The 19309-nt window shown below is 52.1% G+C and carries 17 protein-coding genes and 1 pseudogene; 11 read left to right on the forward strand and 7 right to left on the reverse strand.

Features of this window, described 5'->3' with window-relative positions; all coding sequences use genetic code 11:
• Nucleotides 1-250: 250 nt before the first annotated feature.
• The 7 genes from DDY07_RS17535 (at nucleotide 251) to DDY07_RS17565 (ending at nucleotide 10110) form a co-directional block, all read left to right on the forward strand.
• Nucleotides 251-4057: a methyl-accepting chemotaxis protein gene (locus DDY07_RS17535; RefSeq protein ID WP_171696819.1), complete on the forward strand. Its 3807-nt coding sequence runs from the start codon at nucleotides 251-253 to the stop codon at nucleotides 4055-4057.
• A 9-nt stretch (nucleotides 4058-4066) separates the two neighbouring features.
• Nucleotides 4067-4633, forward strand: coding sequence for a chemotaxis protein CheW (locus tag DDY07_RS17540; protein WP_033158168.1), 567 nt, complete (start codon nucleotides 4067-4069; stop codon nucleotides 4631-4633).
• Between the two features lie 66 nt (nucleotides 4634-4699).
• Nucleotides 4700-5530 (forward strand): protein-glutamate O-methyltransferase CheR, encoded by an 831-nt coding sequence (locus DDY07_RS17545; RefSeq protein ID WP_084153383.1) that lies wholly within the window; start codon nucleotides 4700-4702, stop codon nucleotides 5528-5530.
• Between the two features lie 276 nt (nucleotides 5531-5806).
• A complete protein-coding gene (locus DDY07_RS17550; protein ID WP_171696820.1) occupies nucleotides 5807-6247 on the forward strand; it encodes a VOC family protein in 441 nt (146 codons plus the stop codon).
• Nucleotides 6214-7389, forward strand: a complete 1176-nt coding sequence (gene hemW, locus DDY07_RS17555) for a radical SAM family heme chaperone HemW (protein ID WP_367650889.1) — start codon at nucleotides 6214-6216, stop codon at nucleotides 7387-7389. Before DDY07_RS17550 ends, hemW begins: the two co-directional genes overlap by 34 nt.
• Before the next feature lie 48 nt (nucleotides 7390-7437).
• Nucleotides 7438-8076, forward strand: coding sequence for an orotate phosphoribosyltransferase (gene pyrE, locus DDY07_RS17560; protein WP_171696821.1), 639 nt, complete (start codon nucleotides 7438-7440; stop codon nucleotides 8074-8076).
• A gap of 102 nt (nucleotides 8077-8178) precedes the next feature.
• Nucleotides 8179-10110, forward strand: a complete 1932-nt coding sequence (locus DDY07_RS17565; RefSeq protein ID WP_101054061.1) for a dynamin family protein — start codon at nucleotides 8179-8181, stop codon at nucleotides 10108-10110.
• 27 nt (nucleotides 10111-10137) lie between these two features.
• Here the strand turns inward: DDY07_RS17565 and ampD are convergent, their stop codons facing one another.
• Nucleotides 10138-10725 (reverse strand): 1,6-anhydro-N-acetylmuramyl-L-alanine amidase AmpD, encoded by a 588-nt coding sequence (gene ampD, locus DDY07_RS17570; RefSeq protein WP_171696822.1) that lies wholly within the window; start codon nucleotides 10723-10725, stop codon nucleotides 10138-10140.
• A 151-nt stretch (nucleotides 10726-10876) separates the two neighbouring features.
• Here ampD and nadC point away from each other — a divergent pair, with 151 nt between their 5' ends.
• Entirely contained in the window at nucleotides 10877-11704 is an 828-nt protein-coding gene (gene nadC / locus DDY07_RS17575; protein ID WP_171696823.1) for a carboxylating nicotinate-nucleotide diphosphorylase, read from the forward strand.
• A gap of 16 nt (nucleotides 11705-11720) precedes the next feature.
• Here nadC and DDY07_RS17580 read toward each other — a convergent pair whose 3' ends face one another.
• Nucleotides 11721-12233 carry a hypothetical protein gene (locus DDY07_RS17580; protein ID WP_020484362.1) on the reverse strand — a complete coding sequence of 171 codons (513 nt, stop codon included), beginning with the start codon at nucleotides 12231-12233 and terminating at the stop codon, nucleotides 11721-11723.
• 251 nt (nucleotides 12234-12484) lie between these two features.
• Here DDY07_RS17580 and DDY07_RS17585 point away from each other — a divergent pair, with 251 nt between their 5' ends.
• Complete coding sequence (locus tag DDY07_RS17585) at nucleotides 12485-13087, forward strand: peroxiredoxin (RefSeq protein ID WP_033158174.1); 603 nt, start codon at nucleotides 12485-12487, stop codon at nucleotides 13085-13087.
• A 158-nt stretch (nucleotides 13088-13245) separates the two neighbouring features.
• Here DDY07_RS17585 and DDY07_RS17590 read toward each other — a convergent pair.
• Nucleotides 13246-14413 (reverse strand): annotated as a pseudogene (locus DDY07_RS17590) (IS3 family transposase).
• A 119-nt stretch (nucleotides 14414-14532) separates the two neighbouring features.
• On the opposite strand from DDY07_RS17590, the gene DDY07_RS17595 reads away from it, so the two are divergent.
• Both DDY07_RS17595 and DDY07_RS24330 read left to right on the forward strand, forming a co-directional pair.
• Nucleotides 14533-15132, forward strand: a complete 600-nt coding sequence (locus tag DDY07_RS17595) for a TolC family protein (RefSeq protein WP_171696824.1) — start codon at nucleotides 14533-14535, stop codon at nucleotides 15130-15132.
• Entirely contained in the window at nucleotides 15133-15264 is a 132-nt protein-coding gene (locus DDY07_RS24330) for a hypothetical protein (RefSeq protein ID WP_301539354.1), read from the forward strand.
• A gap of 19 nt (nucleotides 15265-15283) precedes the next feature.
• Here DDY07_RS24330 and DDY07_RS17600 read toward each other — a convergent pair whose 3' ends face one another.
• The 4 genes from DDY07_RS17600 to DDY07_RS17615 form a co-directional block, all read right to left on the reverse strand.
• Nucleotides 15284-16792: a YifB family Mg chelatase-like AAA ATPase gene (locus DDY07_RS17600; RefSeq protein WP_171696825.1), complete on the reverse strand. Its 1509-nt coding sequence runs from the start codon at nucleotides 16790-16792 to the stop codon at nucleotides 15284-15286.
• 6 nt (nucleotides 16793-16798) lie between these two features.
• A complete protein-coding gene (locus DDY07_RS17605; protein WP_033158177.1) occupies nucleotides 16799-17050 on the reverse strand; it encodes an accessory factor UbiK family protein in 252 nt (83 codons plus the stop codon).
• Nucleotides 17051-17055: 5 nt separating this feature from the next.
• The gene (locus tag DDY07_RS17610) at nucleotides 17056-17640 is read right to left on the reverse strand and encodes a MarR family winged helix-turn-helix transcriptional regulator (RefSeq protein WP_033158178.1); all 585 of its coding nucleotides are present in this window, start codon (nucleotides 17638-17640) and stop codon (nucleotides 17056-17058) included.
• 83 nt (nucleotides 17641-17723) lie between these two features.
• The gene (locus DDY07_RS17615) at nucleotides 17724-19298 is read right to left on the reverse strand and encodes a hypothetical protein (protein WP_171696826.1); all 1575 of its coding nucleotides are present in this window, start codon (nucleotides 19296-19298) and stop codon (nucleotides 17724-17726) included.
• Between the last annotated feature and the right edge of the window lie 11 nt (nucleotides 19299-19309).

Consider the following 19309-nt stretch of genomic DNA (forward strand, 5'->3'; position numbering starts at 1 on the left):
GTATCAACTTTTATTAACCCTGCCCTCAAATATCGTCGCTCCCGTGTAAGCGCAAACCCAGTTTTCACGCTGGACTTCAGCTTACGCGGGAATCACGGAATCAGGGAGTTTAAAGGCCTGGTTAATAATCTACTGGCGACTAAAAGGGAAGTTGGCAGCGTGGCGACTTGAAGTCCGCGCTTTTAGAGGATGCGGTACTTACGGAGCGCGTGAGCGAATCAAAATTTTAAATTGCATGAGGGTTAAAAAAATGACAGTCACACAACGTTTGTTGTTATTAATCGGTTCCGCTGTGTTGGGCTTGGCTGGTTTGGCCGGCTTCAATTATGTGCAGATCGACAAAGTGTATACCGCCACCAACTTCAATACTATCAATACCTTGCCTAGTGTGTTGTTGCTTAACGATATTGTTGGGGAGATATCCGGAGTCCGCGCGCACGTCTGGCAGCATTTAACGGAAACCGACGATACGGCCATGGCCGGCGTCGAGCAAGAAATCGACGAAAAACGCGCGAATATCGATAAGCTTTTGAGCAACTATGAAAAGCTTTTGGCCGATGATGAGGACAAAAAACTGTTACAGGACGATAAAGCTAGTTTGGCGGAATACGACAAATTACGGCTCAAAATTCGTGATTTATCCAGGCAGAATAAAAATGCCGAAGCCCGAACTGTGATGATGGGCAATCAGCCTGTGGTTGATAAGCTGTTGGATGCGTTCAAAAATCATAGCGAATATAACCAGCGTCTGGGTAAAAACTCATCGAACGAAGCAGTTTCGATTCAGTCCAGTGCCATTACCATTTCCGTCATTATTACAGCGCTAACGATACTGGCTATCGGCACCTTGGGTTTTTTCATTGCCCGAACCCTGACACGGCAATTGGGTGGCGAACCGGATTTTGTTGCGGATTTGGCTTATAAAATCTCGACAGGCGATCTAAGTACTCGAATCGACCTTAAACCGGGTGACAATACCAGTGTCATGTCCGGAATGAGCCAGATGGTATCTGCCATCAAGGCGCTGATCGACGACGCAGGCATGCTAACTACTGCCGCTGTAGAAGGCCGATTGTCTACCCGCGCGGATGTTAGCAAACACCAAGGCGACTTCAGGGTAATTGTGAATGGTGTCAATCAGACCCTTGATGCAGTCATCGGCCCCTTGAATGTCGCCGCCGACTATGTGGACAATATCGCTAAAGGAGCTATTCCGGCCAAAATCACCGACCACTACAACGGTGACTTCAACGTTATTAAAAACAACCTTAATACCTGCATCGACGCGGTGAACGCCCTAGTAGCGGATGCCGACATGCTATCAACCGCCGCCGTCCAAGGTCGATTAGCGACCCGCGCGGATGCCACAAAACACCAAGGCGACTTCCGCAAGATTGTCGAAGGCGTCAACAACACCCTGGATGCGGTGATCGGACCTTTGAACGTCGCGGCCGAGTACGTGGACAACATCTCTAAAGGCGCGATCCCCGCGAAAATCACCGACACCTACAACGGTGATTTCAACACCATCAAAAACAATCTGAACAACTGTATCGATGCGATTTCCAACATGGTGGCCGAAGCCGCTGCGCTGGAAAAAGCCGCCATCGAAGGCCGCTTAGCCACCCGCGCCGACGCCAGCCAATACCAAGGCGATTACCGCAAGATTGTCGAAGGCGTCAACAACACCCTGGATGCGGTGATTGGACCTTTGAACGTCGCTGCCGAGTACGTCGACAACATCTCGCGCGGGGCGATTCCGGCGAAAATCACCGACACCTACAACGGTGATTTCAACACCATCAAGAACAATCTGAACAACTGTATCGATGCGATTTCCAGCATGGTCGCCGAAGCCGCTGCGCTGGAAAAAGCCGCCATCGAAGGCCGCTTAGCCACCCGCGCCGACGCCAGCCAATACCAAGGCGATTACCGCAAAATTGTCGAAGGCGTCAACAACACCCTGGACGCCGTGATTGGACCTTTGAATGTCGCGGCCGACTACGTGGACAACATCTCTAAAGGCGCGATCCCCGCCAAAATCACCGACACCTACAACGGTGATTTCAATGTCATCAAAAACAACTTGAACACCTGCATCGATGCGGTGAACGCCTTGGTGGCCGATGCCAATATGTTATCGACTGCTGCCGTCGAAGGGCGTTTGGCCACCCGCGCGGATGCCACTAAGCACCAAGGCGATTTCCGCAAAATCGTCGAAGGGGTCAACAGCACGCTGGATGCGGTAATCGGGCCCTTGAACGTGGCCGCCGAGTACGTGGACAACATCTCGCGCGGGGCGATTCCGGCGAAAATCACCGACCACTACAACGGCGACTTCAACACCATCAAAAACAACCTGAACAACTGTATCGACGCGATTTCCAGCATGGTGGCCGAAGCGGTGGCCTTGGAAAAAGCCGCTATCGAAGGCCGCTTAGCCACCCGCGCCGACGCCAGCCAATACCAAGGTGACTACCGGAAAATCGTCCAAGGCGTCAATAACACCCTGGATGCGGTGATCGGGCCTTTGAACGTGGCGGCCGAGTACGTGGACAACATCGCTAAAGGCGCGATCCCCGCCAAAATCACCGACACCTACAACGGCGATTTCAATGTCATCAAAAACAATCTGAACACCTGTATTGATGCGGTGAACGCCTTGGTGGCCGATGCCAATATGTTATCGACCGCTGCCGTCGAAGGGCGTTTGGCCACCCGCGCGGATGCCACTAAGCACCAAGGTGATTTCCGCAAGATTGTCGAGGGCGTGAACCTGACCCTGAATGCGGTGATCGGCCCGTTGAATGTGGCGGCTGACTATGTCGATAACATTTCCAAAGGCCACATTCCGGCCAAAATCACCGACACCTACAACGGTGATTTCAACACCATTAAAAACAACCTCAACACCTGTATCGATGCGGTCAATACGCTGGTGGCCGACGCCAATATGCTGGCCACCGCTGCGGTTGAGGGGCGCCTGCAAACCCGTGCCGACGCCAGCAAACACCAAGGCGACTTCCGCAAAATCGTCGAAGGCGTCAACGACACCCTGGATGGGGTGATCTTGCCGCTGAATGAAGCGGTCGAAGTACTGGCGTTGGTTGAACAAGGCGACCTGACCCGCAACGTGACCGGTAACTACCAAGGCCAGTTGGGTGAATTTAAAGACACCGTGAATAACACCGTCGCCAAACTCTCCCAAACCATTGCCGAGGTGATTTCCGCCGCGGATCAACTGGGTAATGCCTCCGAACAGATCAGTTCCACTTCGCAATCGCTGTCGCAAGCCGCCAGCGAACAGGCAGGCAGTGTCGAGATCACCAGTGCCAGCATCGAGGAAATGGCGGCCAGCATCAACCAGAATGCCGACAATGCCAAAGTCACCGACGGCATGGCCAGCAAAGCCGCTACCGAAGCCAGCCAAGGCGGTGAAGCGGTGAAACAGACCGTTGACGCCATGCGCGAGATTGCCAAAAAAATCGGCATCATCGACGACATCGCCTATCAAACCAACATGCTGGCATTGAACGCCGCCATCGAAGCGGCGCGAGCCGGCGATCACGGCAAAGGTTTTGCGGTGGTGGCGGCAGAAGTGCGCAAGCTGGCCGAGCGCAGCCAGGTGGCGGCGCAGGAGATTGGCGAGTTGGCCGAAAACAGCGTCGAGACAGCGGAAAGTGCCGGCAAGCTGCTGGATGAAATTGTCCCCAGCATTGCCAGAACCTCCGACTTGGTGCAGGAGATTGCCGCCGCCTCCCAAGAACAATCCGCCGGTGTCAGCCAAGTCAACAATGCCATGAACCAGATGAATCAGATTACTCAGCAGAATGCATCCGCCAGCGAACAGTTGGCGGCTACTGCGGAAGAAATGACCAGTCAGGCTGAACAACTGCAATCGCTGATGAGCTTTTTTAGACTCGACAATGGCGGTCGAAAAGCGACGATCACAGCCGAAGTCAAATCAGCAAAAAAGGCTGTCAAAATCAAGCCTGTCGCTCAGGCAAGTGCGAATATTGATCATGACTTCGATTTAAACCAGTTCGAACGTTTCTAGGAGCGGGCCATGACAGGACTTGCAACAACTCAAGAAAAGCTACCCGCCGCGCAGAGCAAACAGACTGCGCTGGCGGGTCAATACTTAACCTTTACGCTTGGGGGAGAACTTTACGCACTGGGCATTTTGAGTAGTAAGGAAATCATCGATTACGGCAATCTTACCGAAGTCCCCATGATGCCGGTGTTTGTGCGCGGCGTGATTAATCTGCGCGGTAGCGTGGTGCCGGTGGTGGATTTGCTGGCGCGCTTTGGCAAGGGATCGACGCCTGTGGCCAAGCGCACCGGTATCGTTATTGTCGAAACCGCCAGCGAAACTGAAGACGGCGTATCCCAGGATTTGGGGATTATCGTGGACGCCGTCAACGAAGTGGTTGAAATCGGTGAACAGGATATAGAGCCGCCGCCCAGCTTTGGGGCGGGGATTCGGCCTGACTTTATTAACGGGATGGCCAAACGGAATGGCCGCTTTGTTATTTTGTTGAACGTCAGCAAGGTACTTTCGGTGGATGAAATGGCGGCTTTGAGTAAAGTTCGCCAAGACCGTCAAGCATTGCCGGATACAATCAACGCTTGATCGTTCCAAGACTTGAGGCGTTTAAATTTATCGACATGTTGGCTAACCCACAAATAGGAGTATAGAGTGTCGTCAATCCATCGTGTCGGCGCGCCGATATTGCATAAGCAAGAGTTTGCCTGGATCAGGGACTATCTTTACAAGCACGCCGGCATTGTCCTAAACGATAGTAAGCAGGCTATGGTAATGGGACGTTTGGAGAAGCGTTTGCGTCATCATGGCATCGATAGCTATGGCGAGTATTTTCGGCAATTCGGTAAGCCGGGATTCGAAAATGAAACGACAATGGCTATCGATTTGCTAACCACCAATGAAACCTATTTTTTCCGTGAATCCAAGCATTTCGATTTTGTAGTTGAAAAAATTTTGCCGCAACACTCGGCAGCCAAGCCGTTTCGAGTTTGGAGCGCGGCCAGTTCCAGCGGTGAGGAAGCTTACACGCTGGCAATGCTGTTGGCGGAATATTTGAGATCCCGGCAATGGGATATTGTCGGGACCGATATTTCCACACGGATTCTAGAAAAAGCCCGGCGTGGTTTGTACCCCAGCAATGCCGCCGAAAAAATCCCTCAAATCTTGCTGAAAAAGTATTGCCTGAAAGGGACAGGTCAATATGACGGTTTTTTGCTGGTTGCTCCTGAACTGCGCAGCCACGTTAAGTTCGAGTATGCCAATTTGATAGGAACGTTGCCGGACCTTGGTACCTTCGACGTGATTTTTTTACGTAACGTAATGATTTACTTCGATATGGAAACCAAGCAACGCCTGCTGGACAAAATTGTGAAATACCTGCGGCCCGGCGGCTATTTTTTTATCAGTCACTCAGAATCTTTAAGCGGTATGAAAACCGAGCTGCAAACCATCATGCCGTCGGTGTATCGCAAAGCCTTGGATTAATTGGGCTGTAGCAAGCTAATCGGGCATTCGTGTCTAACTACCTGCTTGGCAAACTGCTTCAAGTGTGTCTCTCCCTCATACTTAAAATCGTCATCTCGGCAGCTCATATCGCAATCCCGGACAAATGGTTAGAACGAAGCTTGCCTACTCCGTAGCACTGGATGGCGGGCATGACGGACTTTCTTGGTTTAGCTGAGTCCAATTATTGATCAGGAAACTTTATTCTCCGCCATCGACTCGTTCATAATCGCGCTTTTATTTTCTGGGGCGACCAATATGCGTTATTTACACACCATGGTTCGGGTAAAGGATCTTACCGAATCGCTGGATTTTTATTGCAATAAGCTAGGTTTGATTGAAGTGCGGCGCATGGAAAGCGAAACCGGACGTTTTACCTTGGTGTATCTGGCTGCACCTGGCGACCGGCAAACCGCTGTTGCGGTTGACGCGCCATTACTGGAGCTGACTTACAACTGGGATACCGAGGACTACGGCGGTGGCCGTAATTTTGGACATTTAGCCTTCGAAGTAGACGACATTTATGCGGTATGCCAAGACTTAACGGCGAAAGGAGTAACGATTAACCGGCCGCCGCGTGATGGTCATATGGCATTTCTGCGCTCACCCGACCAAATTTCTATCGAATTGTTACAAAAAGGCCAGGCATTGCCGCCGCAAGAGCCGTGGGCCTCCATGCCCAATGTTGGCGTTTGGTAAGGTCTGTCGAATTGTTACCGCTGAGTCTTTATATCCATTTTCCGTGGTGCATCCAGAAGTGCCCGTATTGCGACTTCAACTCCCACGCCGTTAAACACCCGATTCCCGAACAGGCTTATATCGACGCCTTGCTCACCGACCTGCGCGCTGATCTGGAATTGCTGGGCGAGCAGCGGAAAATCAACAGTATATTTATGGGGGGCGGCACACCCAGCTTGTTTTCCCCGGAAGCCTTAGGCCGCTTGTTGGCAGGCGTCAGACAGTCGGCACCTGTTGCAGAACATTGCGAAATCACTTTGGAAGCCAATCCCGGCACCTTCGAAAGCGCAAAATTTCATGAGTTTCGGGCTTTAGGCATTAATCGCCTGTCAATAGGTATTCAAAGCTTTCAGAACCGGCATTTGCGGACATTGGGGCGGGTGCATTCCGCCGCCGAAGCCAAGGCCGCGGTGGAAATTGCCGTTACGGCCGGGTTCGATAATTTCAATCTGGATTTGATGTTTGGTTTGCCGGATCAGAGCGAGCGCGAGGCCTTAGATGATGTGGAAACAGCAATCAGCTTGGCCCCAACCCATATTTCCTTTTACCAACTGACGCTGGAACCCAATACATATTTTTATAAGTTTCCGCCGAAATTGCCGGAAGACGACCTGATATTCGCCGCTCAAAAGCGCTGTCAGCAACGATTGGCGGAGAACGACTTTCAGCAGTACGAAGTGTCTGCGTATGTAAAGCCTGGTAAGCAATCCCTGCATAATCGCAATTACTGGCAATTTGGCGATTATCTGGGGATAGGCGCTGGCGCGCACGGCAAAATCAGCCTTGCCTTGCCGGATAAGATTATGCGCACGGTTAAGCCGAGAAGCCCGGAACAGTATTTATCGCAACCCGGTCGATCAAAATACGAAGCGATTGAGGTCGCACAATTGCCGTTAGAGTTTCTGATGAACCAGTTGCGACTAAAAGCCGGCTTTAGTCTGAAGGATTTTGAACTGACTACCGGATTGGCGGCAGACAGCTTGGAGCCGAATTTATCGCGCTGTGTGGCTGAAGGCCTGTTGTGTCGGGATGGCTTGGTCTATCGCTGTAGCGAAAAGGGTTGGGATTTTCTGGACGTGGTCCTAGAAAAATTCATCGATTAAATACGCGCGGGTATAATTGCTTTCATTTTAGATTTGTAACACTCCACGATGCTCGATTACCAAAAACAGTTTATCCAGTACGCTTTGGATTGCGGCGTATTAAAGTTTGGCGAATTTCATTTAAAGTCCGGACGTGTCAGTCCTTATTTCTTTAATACCGGCCTATTCAACAGCGGCGCTCAGCTGGATAAATTGGGGCAATTTTATGCGCAGGCACTGATTAGCGCCGGTGTCGAGGTCGATATATTGTACGGGCCTGCCTATAAAGGTATCCCGTTGGTCAGCACCACCTCGATTGCCTATTCCCGCTTGCAACGCGACATTCCGTTTGCGTTTAACCGCAAAGAAGCCAAGGATCATGGCGAGGGCGGCGTATTGGTCGGCGCGCCCTTGCAAGGCAAAGTCTGGATTCTGGATGATGTGATTACCGCAGGTACGTCGGTGCGTGAATCAGTGGAAATCATCAATGCCGCCGGCGCTACGGTCGCAGGTGTCTTGATCGCGCTGGATCGTCAGGAAAAAGGTCAGAACGAATTGTCAGCCGTGCAGGAAGTGTCGGCACAATTCGGCATTCCGGTGCTGGCGATAATCTGCTTGGCAGACATCATCGAGTTTATTTCCCAGCAGAGCGGTTCGGCGGATAAGTTGGCTATTATTCAGGCCTATCGACAACAGTACGGAATTTGAGTATCCATGCGTGCCCGAGGCTTTTGCTTATGGATTATTGGTCTACACTTAGCCGTTACAATTTGCCCCTTATATTGAGTACAGTCGGAACAAAGGCGAGCCATGAGAAATCTGGAATTTAAAGAACAGTTGCACGAATACACGCAGTGGCGCGAACAACTGATTCAGGGTATCGAATTGTATCGGGACTGGCGTAACCGCTATCGCTTCAGTGACCCGCAAAGCACAGATACCTTGCTGAATATATTGCAAGGTTTGCAAAATGATCGCGTCACCTTGGCGTTTGTAGCGGAGTTTTCCCGAGGTAAAACCGAACTGATCAACTCGCTGTTTTTTGCGGAAACCGGCGTGCGCCTGTTGCCGTCTTCGCCGGGCCGGACCACGATGTCGCCCACCGAGCTATTCTGGGATGAAAAAGGCGGCAGTTACATTCGGCTGCTCAACATTGAGAGCCGCTTGGAAGATATATCTTTGATGGATTACAAGCGCAATCCGGATCGTTGGACACAAATCGAGTTGAATTGCGAATCGCCTACGCAAATGCAGGAAGCGTTCAGAGAGTTGGTTGCCACGAAGAAGGTTTCTCGGGAAATGGCCGATAAACTGGGCTTGTGGAACGAACGCGAAGCGGCCGAGCAAGGCATTATCAATCCGGAAACCGTGGAAGTGCCATGTTGGCGACATGCGATGATCAGCTTTCCGCATCCTTTGTTAAAAGAAGGTTTGTGCATTCTGGATACGCCGGGCCTAAATGCCTTGGGTACCGAGCCGGAGTTAACCTTGAGCATGTTGCCCAGCGCTCAAGCCATTATTTTCGTGTTGGCGGCCGATACCGGCGTGACCAAAAGCGACCTGGAAATGTGGAAAAGCCACGTTTGTAGCTCCAGAGGTAATCGCCGCCAGGGCTTAGCGGTGGTAATGAATAAAATCGACTCGATGTGGGACGATTTGGCCGGCGAGACTGGGTACGAAGCTTCAATCCAAAAGCAAATCGACACCTGTGCCATGATTCTGAATCTGGAGAAGGAAGTTATTTTCCCGGTCTCCGCGAAGCAAGCTTTATTGGCTAAGGTGAAGGGCGACGATGCTTTGCTGCAAAAAAGCCGTCTCAATCTGTTGGAAAGCTATCTGTCGGACGACATTCTCGATCAGCGCCGCGATATTCTAAAGGGTGTTGTCGATAAAGAAATCGGGTTTTTGGTCAGCGAGTCGGTCAAGTTGATGGAGTCAAAAATCGCTAACGCCCAAAAGCAGCTCGACGAATTCAAACAAGTCGATTTCGAGAACCAGGAATTGACCGGCAAATTGATGGCCGAAACCCGCGACCGGCAAAATGCCTATATGGCTAATATCGAAAACTTTCAGGCCAGCCGTAAAGTGTTTGCGGTGCAGGCCAAGATGTTGATCGATTCGTTTGCCAAAGAAAAAATCGACGACATTATCCGCCGTACCAAGGAGGACATGAGCAAAAGCCTGACGACTTACGGCATGAAACAGAATATGCGTAGGTTGTTTGACGAGTTGCGGGATTTGCTGCAAGACTCGGTGGATATGACCGAAGAAACCCGGCGCTTGATTAAAGCGATCCATAAGAAATTTCAGGATGAATACGGTTTTAAGGAAATCGAGCCACAGTTGTTTTCTATAAAACAACACCAGTTTGAGCTGGAGCAGATTTTTGAAGAAGGCGAAGCGTTTCGCAATAGCGCTAAAACCACGATGACTGAGCAAAGCATAGTGGTTAACAAGCTCTATGGTACGTTGATAGCCAAAGCAAGGAATATTCTGCAGCAAGCCCAACGGGATGCGGTTACCTGGAGTAATAGCGTACTGTCGCCGCTTATGCACCAGATCAAAGATCACAAAAAGCAAATCGAAAGCCGCTTGATCATGCTCAGGAAGATCAATGAATCCAAAGGTAATGTCAATGAAAGCATTGCGCAGTTGGAGGGCGAATTGGGACCACTACAAGTCCAGTATCAAGAGTTGCTAGAGATACTTAAAGCCGTGCATCTTGAAATTAAAACCGATTAGTGCCGATTTTTGCTCCGTTGTCGCAGGTTACGGCAGCCCTTTTGTTGTTTGCCCCGCAGGACTTTCAGCGCTAGAACTCAGCAATTCGTTAAAGCGGCACCAGTCAAAAAATGGCCCAGGGTCGGTTTTTCGGCCTGGGGCAATATCGCTATGACCGGCAATGCGCTGGCTCGACAGTTTCGGATAATTCGCCAGTAGCGTTCTACACACATCGGCAAGGCACTGATATTGCGCGTCAGTGTAAGCCACATTGATGGCTCCCTCGAGTTCAATGCCAATAGAAAAATCGTTACAACGTTCCCTGTCTTGATATTTTGACACGCCTGCATGCCAAGCCCTGCGGTTGAACGGCACATATTGCCGAATGCTGCCATCCCGGCGAATCAGTAAATGCGCGGACACCTTAAGTTGGTGTATGTCTTGGAAGTAAGGATGGTCGTTTGGGTTCAGGCAGTTGCAAAACAATTGGTCGATATAGTCGCCCGCGAATTGCTCAGGCGGCAGGCTGATGCAATGGATAACCAATAACGAAACATCTTCGGGGTCCGGTCTGTCGTCGCAGTTCGGCGAAGCGACCTGGCAGGCGCTACTCAAGTAGTGATCGCGAATTATCATGGTTTTCAAGCTTTGTCAGTGATGCGGTATTTTATAAGCTTTGCCAACCACCCCCTATACTTTTACTTGCCTCACATTGGTCAGAGTTTGGCACGGCTGTCACCGCATGCGGTTTATAATTACCCTCCTTGTCCTCTTCAACTAAATATCCATGCAACCAAATTCCACAGAAATCTCGCTTTATCTGGCTGAAGATATCGGTAGCGGCGATATTACCGCCAGCATCGTCTCAGCCGAGACTCAAGCCAATGCCGCAGTGGTAACTCGCGAATCCATGGTGCTGTGCGGTAGAGCTTGGTTCGATGAGGTGTTTCGACAATTAAGCCCCCAGGTAATGGTCGATTGGCAATGCAGTGAAGGCGAACGTGTCGCAGCGAACACCGTACTTTGCAAGTTGCGCGGTCCGGCTCGGGCTTTGCTGACGGGCGAGCGCACGGCGTTGAATCTGCTGCAAACCTTATCCGCGACGGCGACCATCGCCCGCCGCTATGCGGATGCCGTGGCGGGTACCGGCTGCAAGGTGTTGGATACCCGTAAAACCCTGCCCGGTTTACGTTTGGCGCAAAAATATGCAGTCAAATGCGGAGGTTGTTTCAATCATCGCATCGGTTTATTCGACGCCATCTTGATCAAGGAAAACCATATTATCGCGGCCGGCTCAATTGCCAACGCGGTCAAGCTGGCTAGAGACTATGGGAATGTGCCGGTCGAAGTGGAGGTGGAAACTCTTGACGAGTTTGCCCAGGCATTTGCCGCGAAACCGGATCGCATCATGCTGGATAATTTTTCACTGGCCGATATGCGCACAGCGGTACAACAAAACCAGGGACTACTCGAACTGGAAGCATCGGGCAATATTACTTTGGACAATATCCGAACCGTGGCCGAAACGGGGGTGGACTTTATCTCGATAGGCGCGTTAACGAAGAATGTTGCTGCAGTCGATCTGTCGATGCGCATTGAGATGCGCATCGATTAAGCTCATGCTGGTGCGCTCAGTTGACAGCGTTCAGCATCTCGTTTTCGTATAAGCGTAGTTTTTTCCAGTTGGCGAATTTGCTGTCGTCGAACGGCGCATCGTGGTCGATCGCATGCTCGTAGCAGCTCCGAAATAGTCGCGCAGTGCGAAAGGCATGCAATTCGTCGTCGGCGGTTACCGTGTCTACATTGCCCACTTGGAAGGTTTTATTCCGGGACTTTCCATCTTTCACCCAAAACACCGTGTAGCAAAGATAGCTTTTGTCTTTGCGGTGATCAAACTTGATGGTTCTGGACACACCGGTTACGCCGGTAGTCGTTTTGTTTTTGGGTGGTTTCAGGAAGCGAGTCTTGCTGCCTTTTAATACCACCAGCATCTGATCGCGCCAAGTAATCGCGGCTTTCAGCGACTTGGTTTTGCTGCCCCAGAGCTTGTGAGAAAAATAACGGCTGCTCTCCTTGCCCCGCCGAACAATACGAACTTGAAAACCGAAAGTATCGGGTTCTGTAATGTGTTTTACTTTTGCCATTTGACGTACCCTAAAAAATTCACCAAAGGTCTGCATAGTGAATTTAAGCATCGCGAAGCACGCAGACCGCCTGTTAATTGTGTAAGCTATGGATTACAAATTAGCGCGAAATCAGCCGTCTTGCAAGCGGAATTTAAGGGGATTATTGGGCAAATACCAACTAAATTCGTGTAGAATAAGCGCCAGCCTTCTCGCAGAGGCGCAAACATGCTCTTAACCTTTTGTTTTATAAAAAATTTTGGAGAAAATTGATGAGCGTTTTAGTAGGTAAGCAAGCCCCTGACTTTACAGTTCCTGCGGTATTAGGCGATGGCCAAATTGTTGATTCATTCAGTTTCTCAGCGGCCACTAGCGGCAAATACGCAGTACTTTTCTTTTATCCATTGGATTTTACATTCGTTTGCCCAAGCGAATTGATTGCCTTGGATCATCGTATCGACGAATTTAAAAGCCGCGGCGTTGAAGTGATTGGTGTTTCTATTGACTCACACTTTACCCACAACGCTTGGCGTAACACGCCTGTCAACCAAGGCGGTATCGGCCCTGTCCGTTATACTCTGGCTGCCGACCTGAAACACACTATTGCCCAAGATTACGACGTAGAGTCCGCTGGTGGCGTAGCTTTCCGCGGTAGTTTCTTGATCGACAAAGCCGGTGTCGTCCGCCATCAAGTTGTCAACGACTTGCCACTGGGTCGTAACTTTGACGAAATGCTGCGCATGGTCGACGCACTACAATTCCACGAAGAGCATGGTGAAGTTTGCCCAGCCGGTTGGAACAAAGGTGATGCGGGTATGAATGCCAACCCAGCGGGCGTGGCTGAATATCTGAGCAAAAATGCTGACAAACTGTAAGCATTAGCTTTACTCTGAGACAAGGCGCATTGTCTAGACAATGCGCCTTTTTTATTGCCTGAATTTTCTCTGTTTCTCGCCCCATGACTGCGAATTCAGTGTGGCGCTAATTCCATTAATCGCCGCTCGGCATTTTTTATATCCGTTACCGCTATGATTTAGGCGGCCAACTTGAGTGTTGGCAGCCCCTCGTTATACGCCTGATGCGGCGTTTTGCGTTTCAATTGGGAATGCGGTCGTTCGTGGTTGTACCACTCGAAATACTCCAGGATTGAAGCGCGGGCTTGGCCGACGGAATCGTAGGCATGCAGGTAAACCCGCTCGTATTTGACTGATCGCCATAGGCGCTCAACAAACACATTATCACGCCAGGCGCCGCGTCCGTCCATGCTGAGCAGGCAACCCTGGCCTTTCACGGCATCGACAAACGCTTTGGCGGTAAACTGGCTGCCTTTGTCGGTGTTGACGATGTCCGGCCTGCCGTAGCGCTTGAAAGCCTGCTCCAACACATCAACCGCATGACAAGCTTCCAGGGTGATCGCGACCTTGGCGGCCAGGACTTTGCGAGTAGCCCAGTCAACGACCGCCGTTAAATACGCGAAGCCTTTGGCCAGCGGGATGTAGGTCGTATCCAGCGCCCAGACCTGATTGGCGCAATTGATGGTCATGCCGCGTAGCAAGTCGCGGCCGGGCGTCTTCTTGCTGGTATTGGGCTTGCGGTACACGGCCTTGATGCCCACTGTCTTCATCAAGGTTTTCACCCGCTTACGGCCGACTTGGATGCCTTGCAGATTCAGCTGATCCCGTCACGGGCGAGCGCCCATACCCGAGGGCACAAGTGAACGGGTGCTTCCGGTGCAGTTCGTCGAGTCTGCGCATGATGTCTAAATCGCGCTCCGAAACCGGCTTAGGCAGGTAGTACACACTGCCGCGACTGATGCCCAGTAGCTTGGCCTGCCGACCAAGCGGCAACTTGGACTGACGGTCGATCATCGCTTTGCGCCTTGTGCCCCTTGGGTATCAGCAATCCCGCCTTGGTGAGCGCGCCCTCTACCCAAAGGGCACAAGTAAAAAATCGTTCTCCAATGTCAGTTGGCCGATTTTCGCATGCAGGGCTTGCAAATCGACGGGTGGCGATTCGGACTCCGCGGGTTTCCCAAATACTTCGGCAGCCCGCTCGCTTAGCTGTTTCTTCCAATCGACAATCTGGTTCTGATGAATCTCGAATTCCTGGGTCAATTGGGCCAAGGTTTTATCGCCAGCCAAGGCCGCCAGCACAACTTTGGCCTTGAAGGCCGAATGTTTTCTTCTCGGTTTTTTGGACATCTTCCGCTCCATTGCTTTGTCCTTACGGACGATCAAAAGTAGCAGGATTTTTCACTTAACTGGCTGTTCAATTTTTCGGCACCACCTCTAAAAATGCCGGCACCACGAGCCAATACGATGTGTTGCGCATCACCCAGGAAGTGCAGAGCCTAAATACCCGTTTGGAAAATGCCCAAACCAACCTAACCAGTACCGTTGGCGAACTGGCAAGCTTGCTGGGTTTCCCCAACTGGAAGCCACAAGCCAGCGGTACGCTGGAGCCGATTGGCGTGTCGGTGGACGTGGATAAATTATGGCAACAAACCGAGCACAGTAATCCCGATCTGGAAACGGCGCGCCGGGAAATGATCGCCGCGGACTCCGGATTGGAAAAAGCTGCGCGGGAACGCTGGCCGGTGCCGTCGCTGATGTTCGGTACGGCTTTTACCGATAAACCCTACGGCAACACCACTTTTGCCGGCGTATCGGTCGATCTGCCGATTTTTGATCGCGGCCAAGGCGGCATAGCCCGTGCGGCTGCCGAAGTACATGCCAGCAAATTAAAGCGCGAATTGCTGATGGCGGCCACTCGCCAAGAATTGGAACGCGCGGTCGATGTGCTCGCAAGACGGCGGGCGACGCTGGCAAAGACCGAGAAACAAGTGGTGGCTCCATTACCCACTTTAAAGCAAATGGCCGAAGATGCCTATCGTTTGGGGCAAACCGGTCTGATTGAATGATTGGATTCATCGCGCACCCGTACCGAAATCAAGCTGAATCATCTGGAGTTGATTCAAAATGAAATCGAAGCAGAATTGGATGTCATGAATGCCTCGGGTTTGTTGGCGGTTTATTTCGAAAACCCGGCATGACGCTGCCGGTTTTGCATGCTTATCGGGTTCTATCCAGCTTGCGGTAGCCTATGGCTTCGCTGAGATGGGCGATTTCGATGTTCTTTGAATTCGCCAGATCGGCAATCGTGCGCGCCAGTTTCAATATTCGGTGGTAAGCCCGGTGCGACAGGCCGAATTTTTCCAGCGCTTGTTCCAGCAACTGATGTCCGGCTTCGGACAAAGTGCAGATAACCTTCACCTCCGCGGCGCTTAGTCCGGCATTGGCTTTGCCTTGGCGGCGGTAAGCAATGTCTCGGGCTGCGACGACACGTTGCCGAATCGTTTCGCTGGTTTCTTCACCGGCCGCCGAACCTTTGCGCAATACTTCCAGCGCGACGCGCGGCACTTCCATATGCATGTCTATTCTGTCCAGCAAAGGCCCGGAAACTCTGGCTCGATAGCGGGCCACTTGTTCGGAGGTGCAGCGACAACGGCCGGAAGCATCGCCCAAGTAACCACAGGGACAGGGATTCATGGCCGCGATCAACTGAAAACTGGCCGGGAAATCGGCTTGGCGATTGGCACGGGAAATGGTGATGTGGCCGGTTTCCAAGGGTTCGCGCAACACTTCCAGGACTTTTCTATCAAACTCAGGCAGTTCGTCCAAAAATAGCGCACCGTTGTGCGACAGGGATATTTCGCCTGGCTTGGGGTTGCTACCACCGCCAACCAAGGCCGCAGCTGAGGCCGTATGGTGCGGCGCTCTATAGGGCGGCTGCCGCCAACGGCTGACGTCCAGGCCTTGGTCGCTGATCGAGGCCAGCGCGGCGGTTTCCTGGGCTTGCTGCTCGCTGAGCTCCGGCAGAATCGTCGGCAAACGTGCAGCCAACATCGATTTGCCGGTGCCGGGCGGACCCAGCATCAGTAGATTATGCTTCCCGGCGGCGGCGATTTCCATGGCCCGTTTGACGTGAAATTGGCCGTGCACGTCGGCAAAATCGACCGTGTGAACCGCTTGCTCGAAGCAGAGATGAACGTCAGGTGGCGCGATGGCTTGCCGGCCCGCCAAATGGGCACAGACTTCCAGCAGTGTCCTGGCCGGCAGCAGTTGCGCATCTTTGATCAACGACGCCTCCGCCGCGCAACCAGCAGGCAGAATCAGTTGCCTAAAAGCATTGCGGCAATGAATCGCTACCGGCAACGCGCCGGGAATCGGCCGCAACTCACCGCCTAGCGATAACTCGCCGATGCATTCGTACTCGTGCAAGGCATCCTTGGGGATTTGCCCGGAGGCGGCCAGGATGCCTAATGCAATCGCCAAATCAAAGCGGCCGCCTTCCTTGGGTAAATCGGCGGGTGCCAGATTGATGGTAATGCGCTGGAACGGAAATTCGAAGTGCGAATTAATGATCGCCCCGCGCACCCTATCCTTGCTTTCTTTCACTGCGGTCTCGGGCAAGCCAACTATGTTTAGAGCCGGCAAGCCGCTACTGACATGCACTTCCACCGTCACTTGCGGGGCGTCTATGCCGGAGCGGCCCCGGCTGTAAACGACGGCCAGCGACATGGCTTTTTAGGCTTGCGGAATCCGTTGTTCCAGTTCGGCGACGCGCTTTTCCAGTTCTTCCAAACGGGCGCGAGTTTTCGCCAATACGGCTTTTTGCACTTCAAATTCTTCGCGGCTGACCAGATCCAGTTTGGACAGACCGCTTTGCAGCAAGGCGTGGACATTCTTTTCCACATCGTCTTTCAGATTGGTCAAACCGGGAGGGATTGCGCCGGCGATACGCTCGGCAAGATTGTCTATGGCTTTGGGATCAAACATGGTGGCTACTCTTGGTCTATGAATGAATTGGGAACGGGTAAATGGTCACGACATATTTTATCAGTATCCTCGCGATCCAAGGGTTGTTCGGTTAAGCCGCATTGATAGTGATGCTGTTCCACCGAAAAATAATGGCAGGAACGACACAAACCAAAACTCTTCGAGTCATTGACTTTTTGCAGCACGCCCAACGTGGTTTGCAGCGCCTGGCCTATGGTATCGAACTCCTGGCGGCTGACTTTGGATTCGGCCTGCTTAAAAACATCCAGCGGCTTTAACTCTTCGATCAACCGCTTGCCGGCCTCGGTCAGGCTCAGATGGACCACCCGGCCGTCCAAAATGGACGTGGTCTTATCCAGATAGTGCTTACGCTCCAAAATCTGAATAGTCTGGGACACCGTGCCTTTGGTCAAACCCAGATACTCGGCCACCGCCGCATGGGTGTTGCTGTATTTATTACACTTGGCCAGATACTCCAGCACCTGACCATGTACCGGTTGCAAACCGATTGCTGCGTATTTTTTGCGTTCTTCCGAACGTAGCAAGGCGCTGATCCGCTCGATCAGCTTGAATGTGTCTAGTTCATGCATTGGACCGATTCTACCACAGGCCCGCCAATTCCGAGCGTGGCGGCTGCCGGACGCAACTATCCGGCCACCGTCGCCAAAAAAAGCTACAGTCGATCCATGTTGTCGCTCCAGGACAAATTATCGTTTACGAAAAAACGATAGCCCGGCTGTGGGCCCGTAACCTTGTTCAGCACATACAGACTACGGCCGACGCCGCGACGGCGGTAGCCTTTTTTCTCTTTGCTTACCAACTGGTCGCGCCAGGTGCCGAAGTTGATGTAGGTAAAGTTTCGGCTTGGTGCGCCGTCCGCGGTGTGCTTGATATCCGCTTCGGTTTGCAGCGGGATATGGGTATGGCCTTCGCCGTGAAGCCGAAATCCTTGTTGCAGGAATAAATCCTGAAATGTCGGAAACACCTGCAAATTTTTGAAACTGGCACCGTCTTCTCGATACACCGAACTGGGTCCCAGCAAGTCAAGCAGTGTTTGTACTTGGTCATAAAGCCATAACACGCCGCGTACCAAGTGCAATTGCACCCGGAACATATGCAGCGGGCCGGTGACCATCAACCACACCCTGGCAACGCGAAACGCCAAGCGCCGCCAAGCCGGAGAGCTGCTCAGCGTGTAATCCCAGCTCAGCCACAGGCACAGGGTTTCGTATAACTCGTTCTCGATAATGTCCCGCAGTTCGTTACCGGTTTTTTTGTCACGGGTTTCTTGCAGAATCCGGGCAATTGCCGCCGAGGTGGGCCGGTACAAATCCAATTCGTCCAGAATGCGTTTGATACGGCTGACATTGGCTTGATCCGGGTCCTGATCGTTCAGCTTGAGTTTGCAACGGTAGATAAACGTGGACAGCGCACCGGCCGCAACCGTATCGCCGAAACAGGCCTCGATGAACGGTGCATAATGGAGTTGCTGCCAAACCTTAGCTCGCCAACCGTCGCCGGTACTCCAGCCCGGTAAATTGTTGCCGGGCGTAAATGCCAAGCTGTTTTCCCGATCCCGCCATTGGCCGTGGGTAATAAACACCCGCAACTCGGCATCGCCCCAATAAAACGGCAGCCACGGTACGCTGTTTCGGTCGGCAAAATGTTGTTCGTCATCGAAATACATCTTGCCAACCCACTGCCGATACTCGGCTGACAAATTCGCCAACTTAGGCCCCAAACACTCGTCGTAATACATCCGCAGGGTGACCGGATCGGTGAAAATTTCCTTATCGTGATTGCCCAGCAAGGTAATCACTTCCAGCCGGGTATTTTTCAGGTCGTCGGGAAGCCGTTTTAGATGATTGAAAAAGCCGTCCGCGTTGGTGGCGTGCAAGCTCACAATCTCGGCCATGATTTCACGCAGGCATAAGACAAATTCCGGTTTGTCGCGCTCCCACGGATAGACACCGTGCTTGGCCCACACCGCGCTTCGAATCATATCCACGACGTCGCCGTCCAGGATCAGCGTCAATTCGTCGACTTGCTGAGTTTTGCAAGTACTGGCGATGTCGGCGAAGAATTCCGCCCAGACAATTTCCTCGCTGCTTTGATTGCCGACCGTGTTATCGGTGAAATGCAGATCGCTGATGCTGATGCACAGCCGGTTCAGCCCGGCCGTTGGTCGAGTTCTGGTCGGTTGCAGCGTATCCAACGTTAGTTGTAAATCTTCTTGGGTACTTGTCATGACTGCATTCC

The sequence above is a fragment of the Methylomonas sp. ZR1 genome, from assembly GCF_013141865.1.
Taxonomy (GTDB): domain Bacteria; phylum Pseudomonadota; class Gammaproteobacteria; order Methylococcales; family Methylomonadaceae; genus Methylomonas.

Bases quoted from the DNA above. Each gene is read 5' to 3' on its own strand.
- nadC (WP_171696823.1), top strand. From the start codon at position 10,877: ATGCAACCAAATTCCACAGAAATCTCGCTTTATCTGGCTGAAGATATC.
- DDY07_RS17535 (WP_171696819.1), top strand. From the start codon at position 251: ATGACAGTCACACAACGTTTGTTGTTATTAATCGGTTCCGCTGTGTTG.
- pyrE (WP_171696821.1), top strand. From the start codon at position 7,438: ATGCTCGATTACCAAAAACAGTTTATCCAGTACGCTTTGGATTGCGGC.
- DDY07_RS17615 (WP_171696826.1), bottom strand. From the start codon at position 19,298: ATGACAAGTACCCAAGAAGATTTACAACTAACGTTGGATACGCTGCAA.
- DDY07_RS17540 (WP_033158168.1), top strand. From the start codon at position 4,067: ATGACAGGACTTGCAACAACTCAAGAAAAGCTACCCGCCGCGCAGAGC.
- DDY07_RS17550 (WP_171696820.1), top strand. From the start codon at position 5,807: ATGCGTTATTTACACACCATGGTTCGGGTAAAGGATCTTACCGAATCG.
- DDY07_RS17605 (WP_033158177.1), bottom strand. From the start codon at position 17,050: ATGTTTGATCCCAAAGCCATAGACAATCTTGCCGAGCGTATCGCCGGC.
- DDY07_RS17610 (WP_033158178.1), bottom strand. From the start codon at position 17,640: ATGCATGAACTAGACACATTCAAGCTGATCGAGCGGATCAGCGCCTTG.
- ampD (WP_171696822.1), bottom strand. From the start codon at position 10,725: ATGATAATTCGCGATCACTACTTGAGTAGCGCCTGCCAGGTCGCTTCG.
- DDY07_RS17585 (WP_033158174.1), top strand. From the start codon at position 12,485: ATGAGCGTTTTAGTAGGTAAGCAAGCCCCTGACTTTACAGTTCCTGCG.
- DDY07_RS17600 (WP_171696825.1), bottom strand. From the start codon at position 16,792: ATGTCGCTGGCCGTCGTTTACAGCCGGGGCCGCTCCGGCATAGACGCC.
- DDY07_RS17565 (WP_101054061.1), top strand. From the start codon at position 8,179: ATGAGAAATCTGGAATTTAAAGAACAGTTGCACGAATACACGCAGTGG.
- DDY07_RS17580 (WP_020484362.1), bottom strand. From the start codon at position 12,233: ATGGCAAAAGTAAAACACATTACAGAACCCGATACTTTCGGTTTTCAA.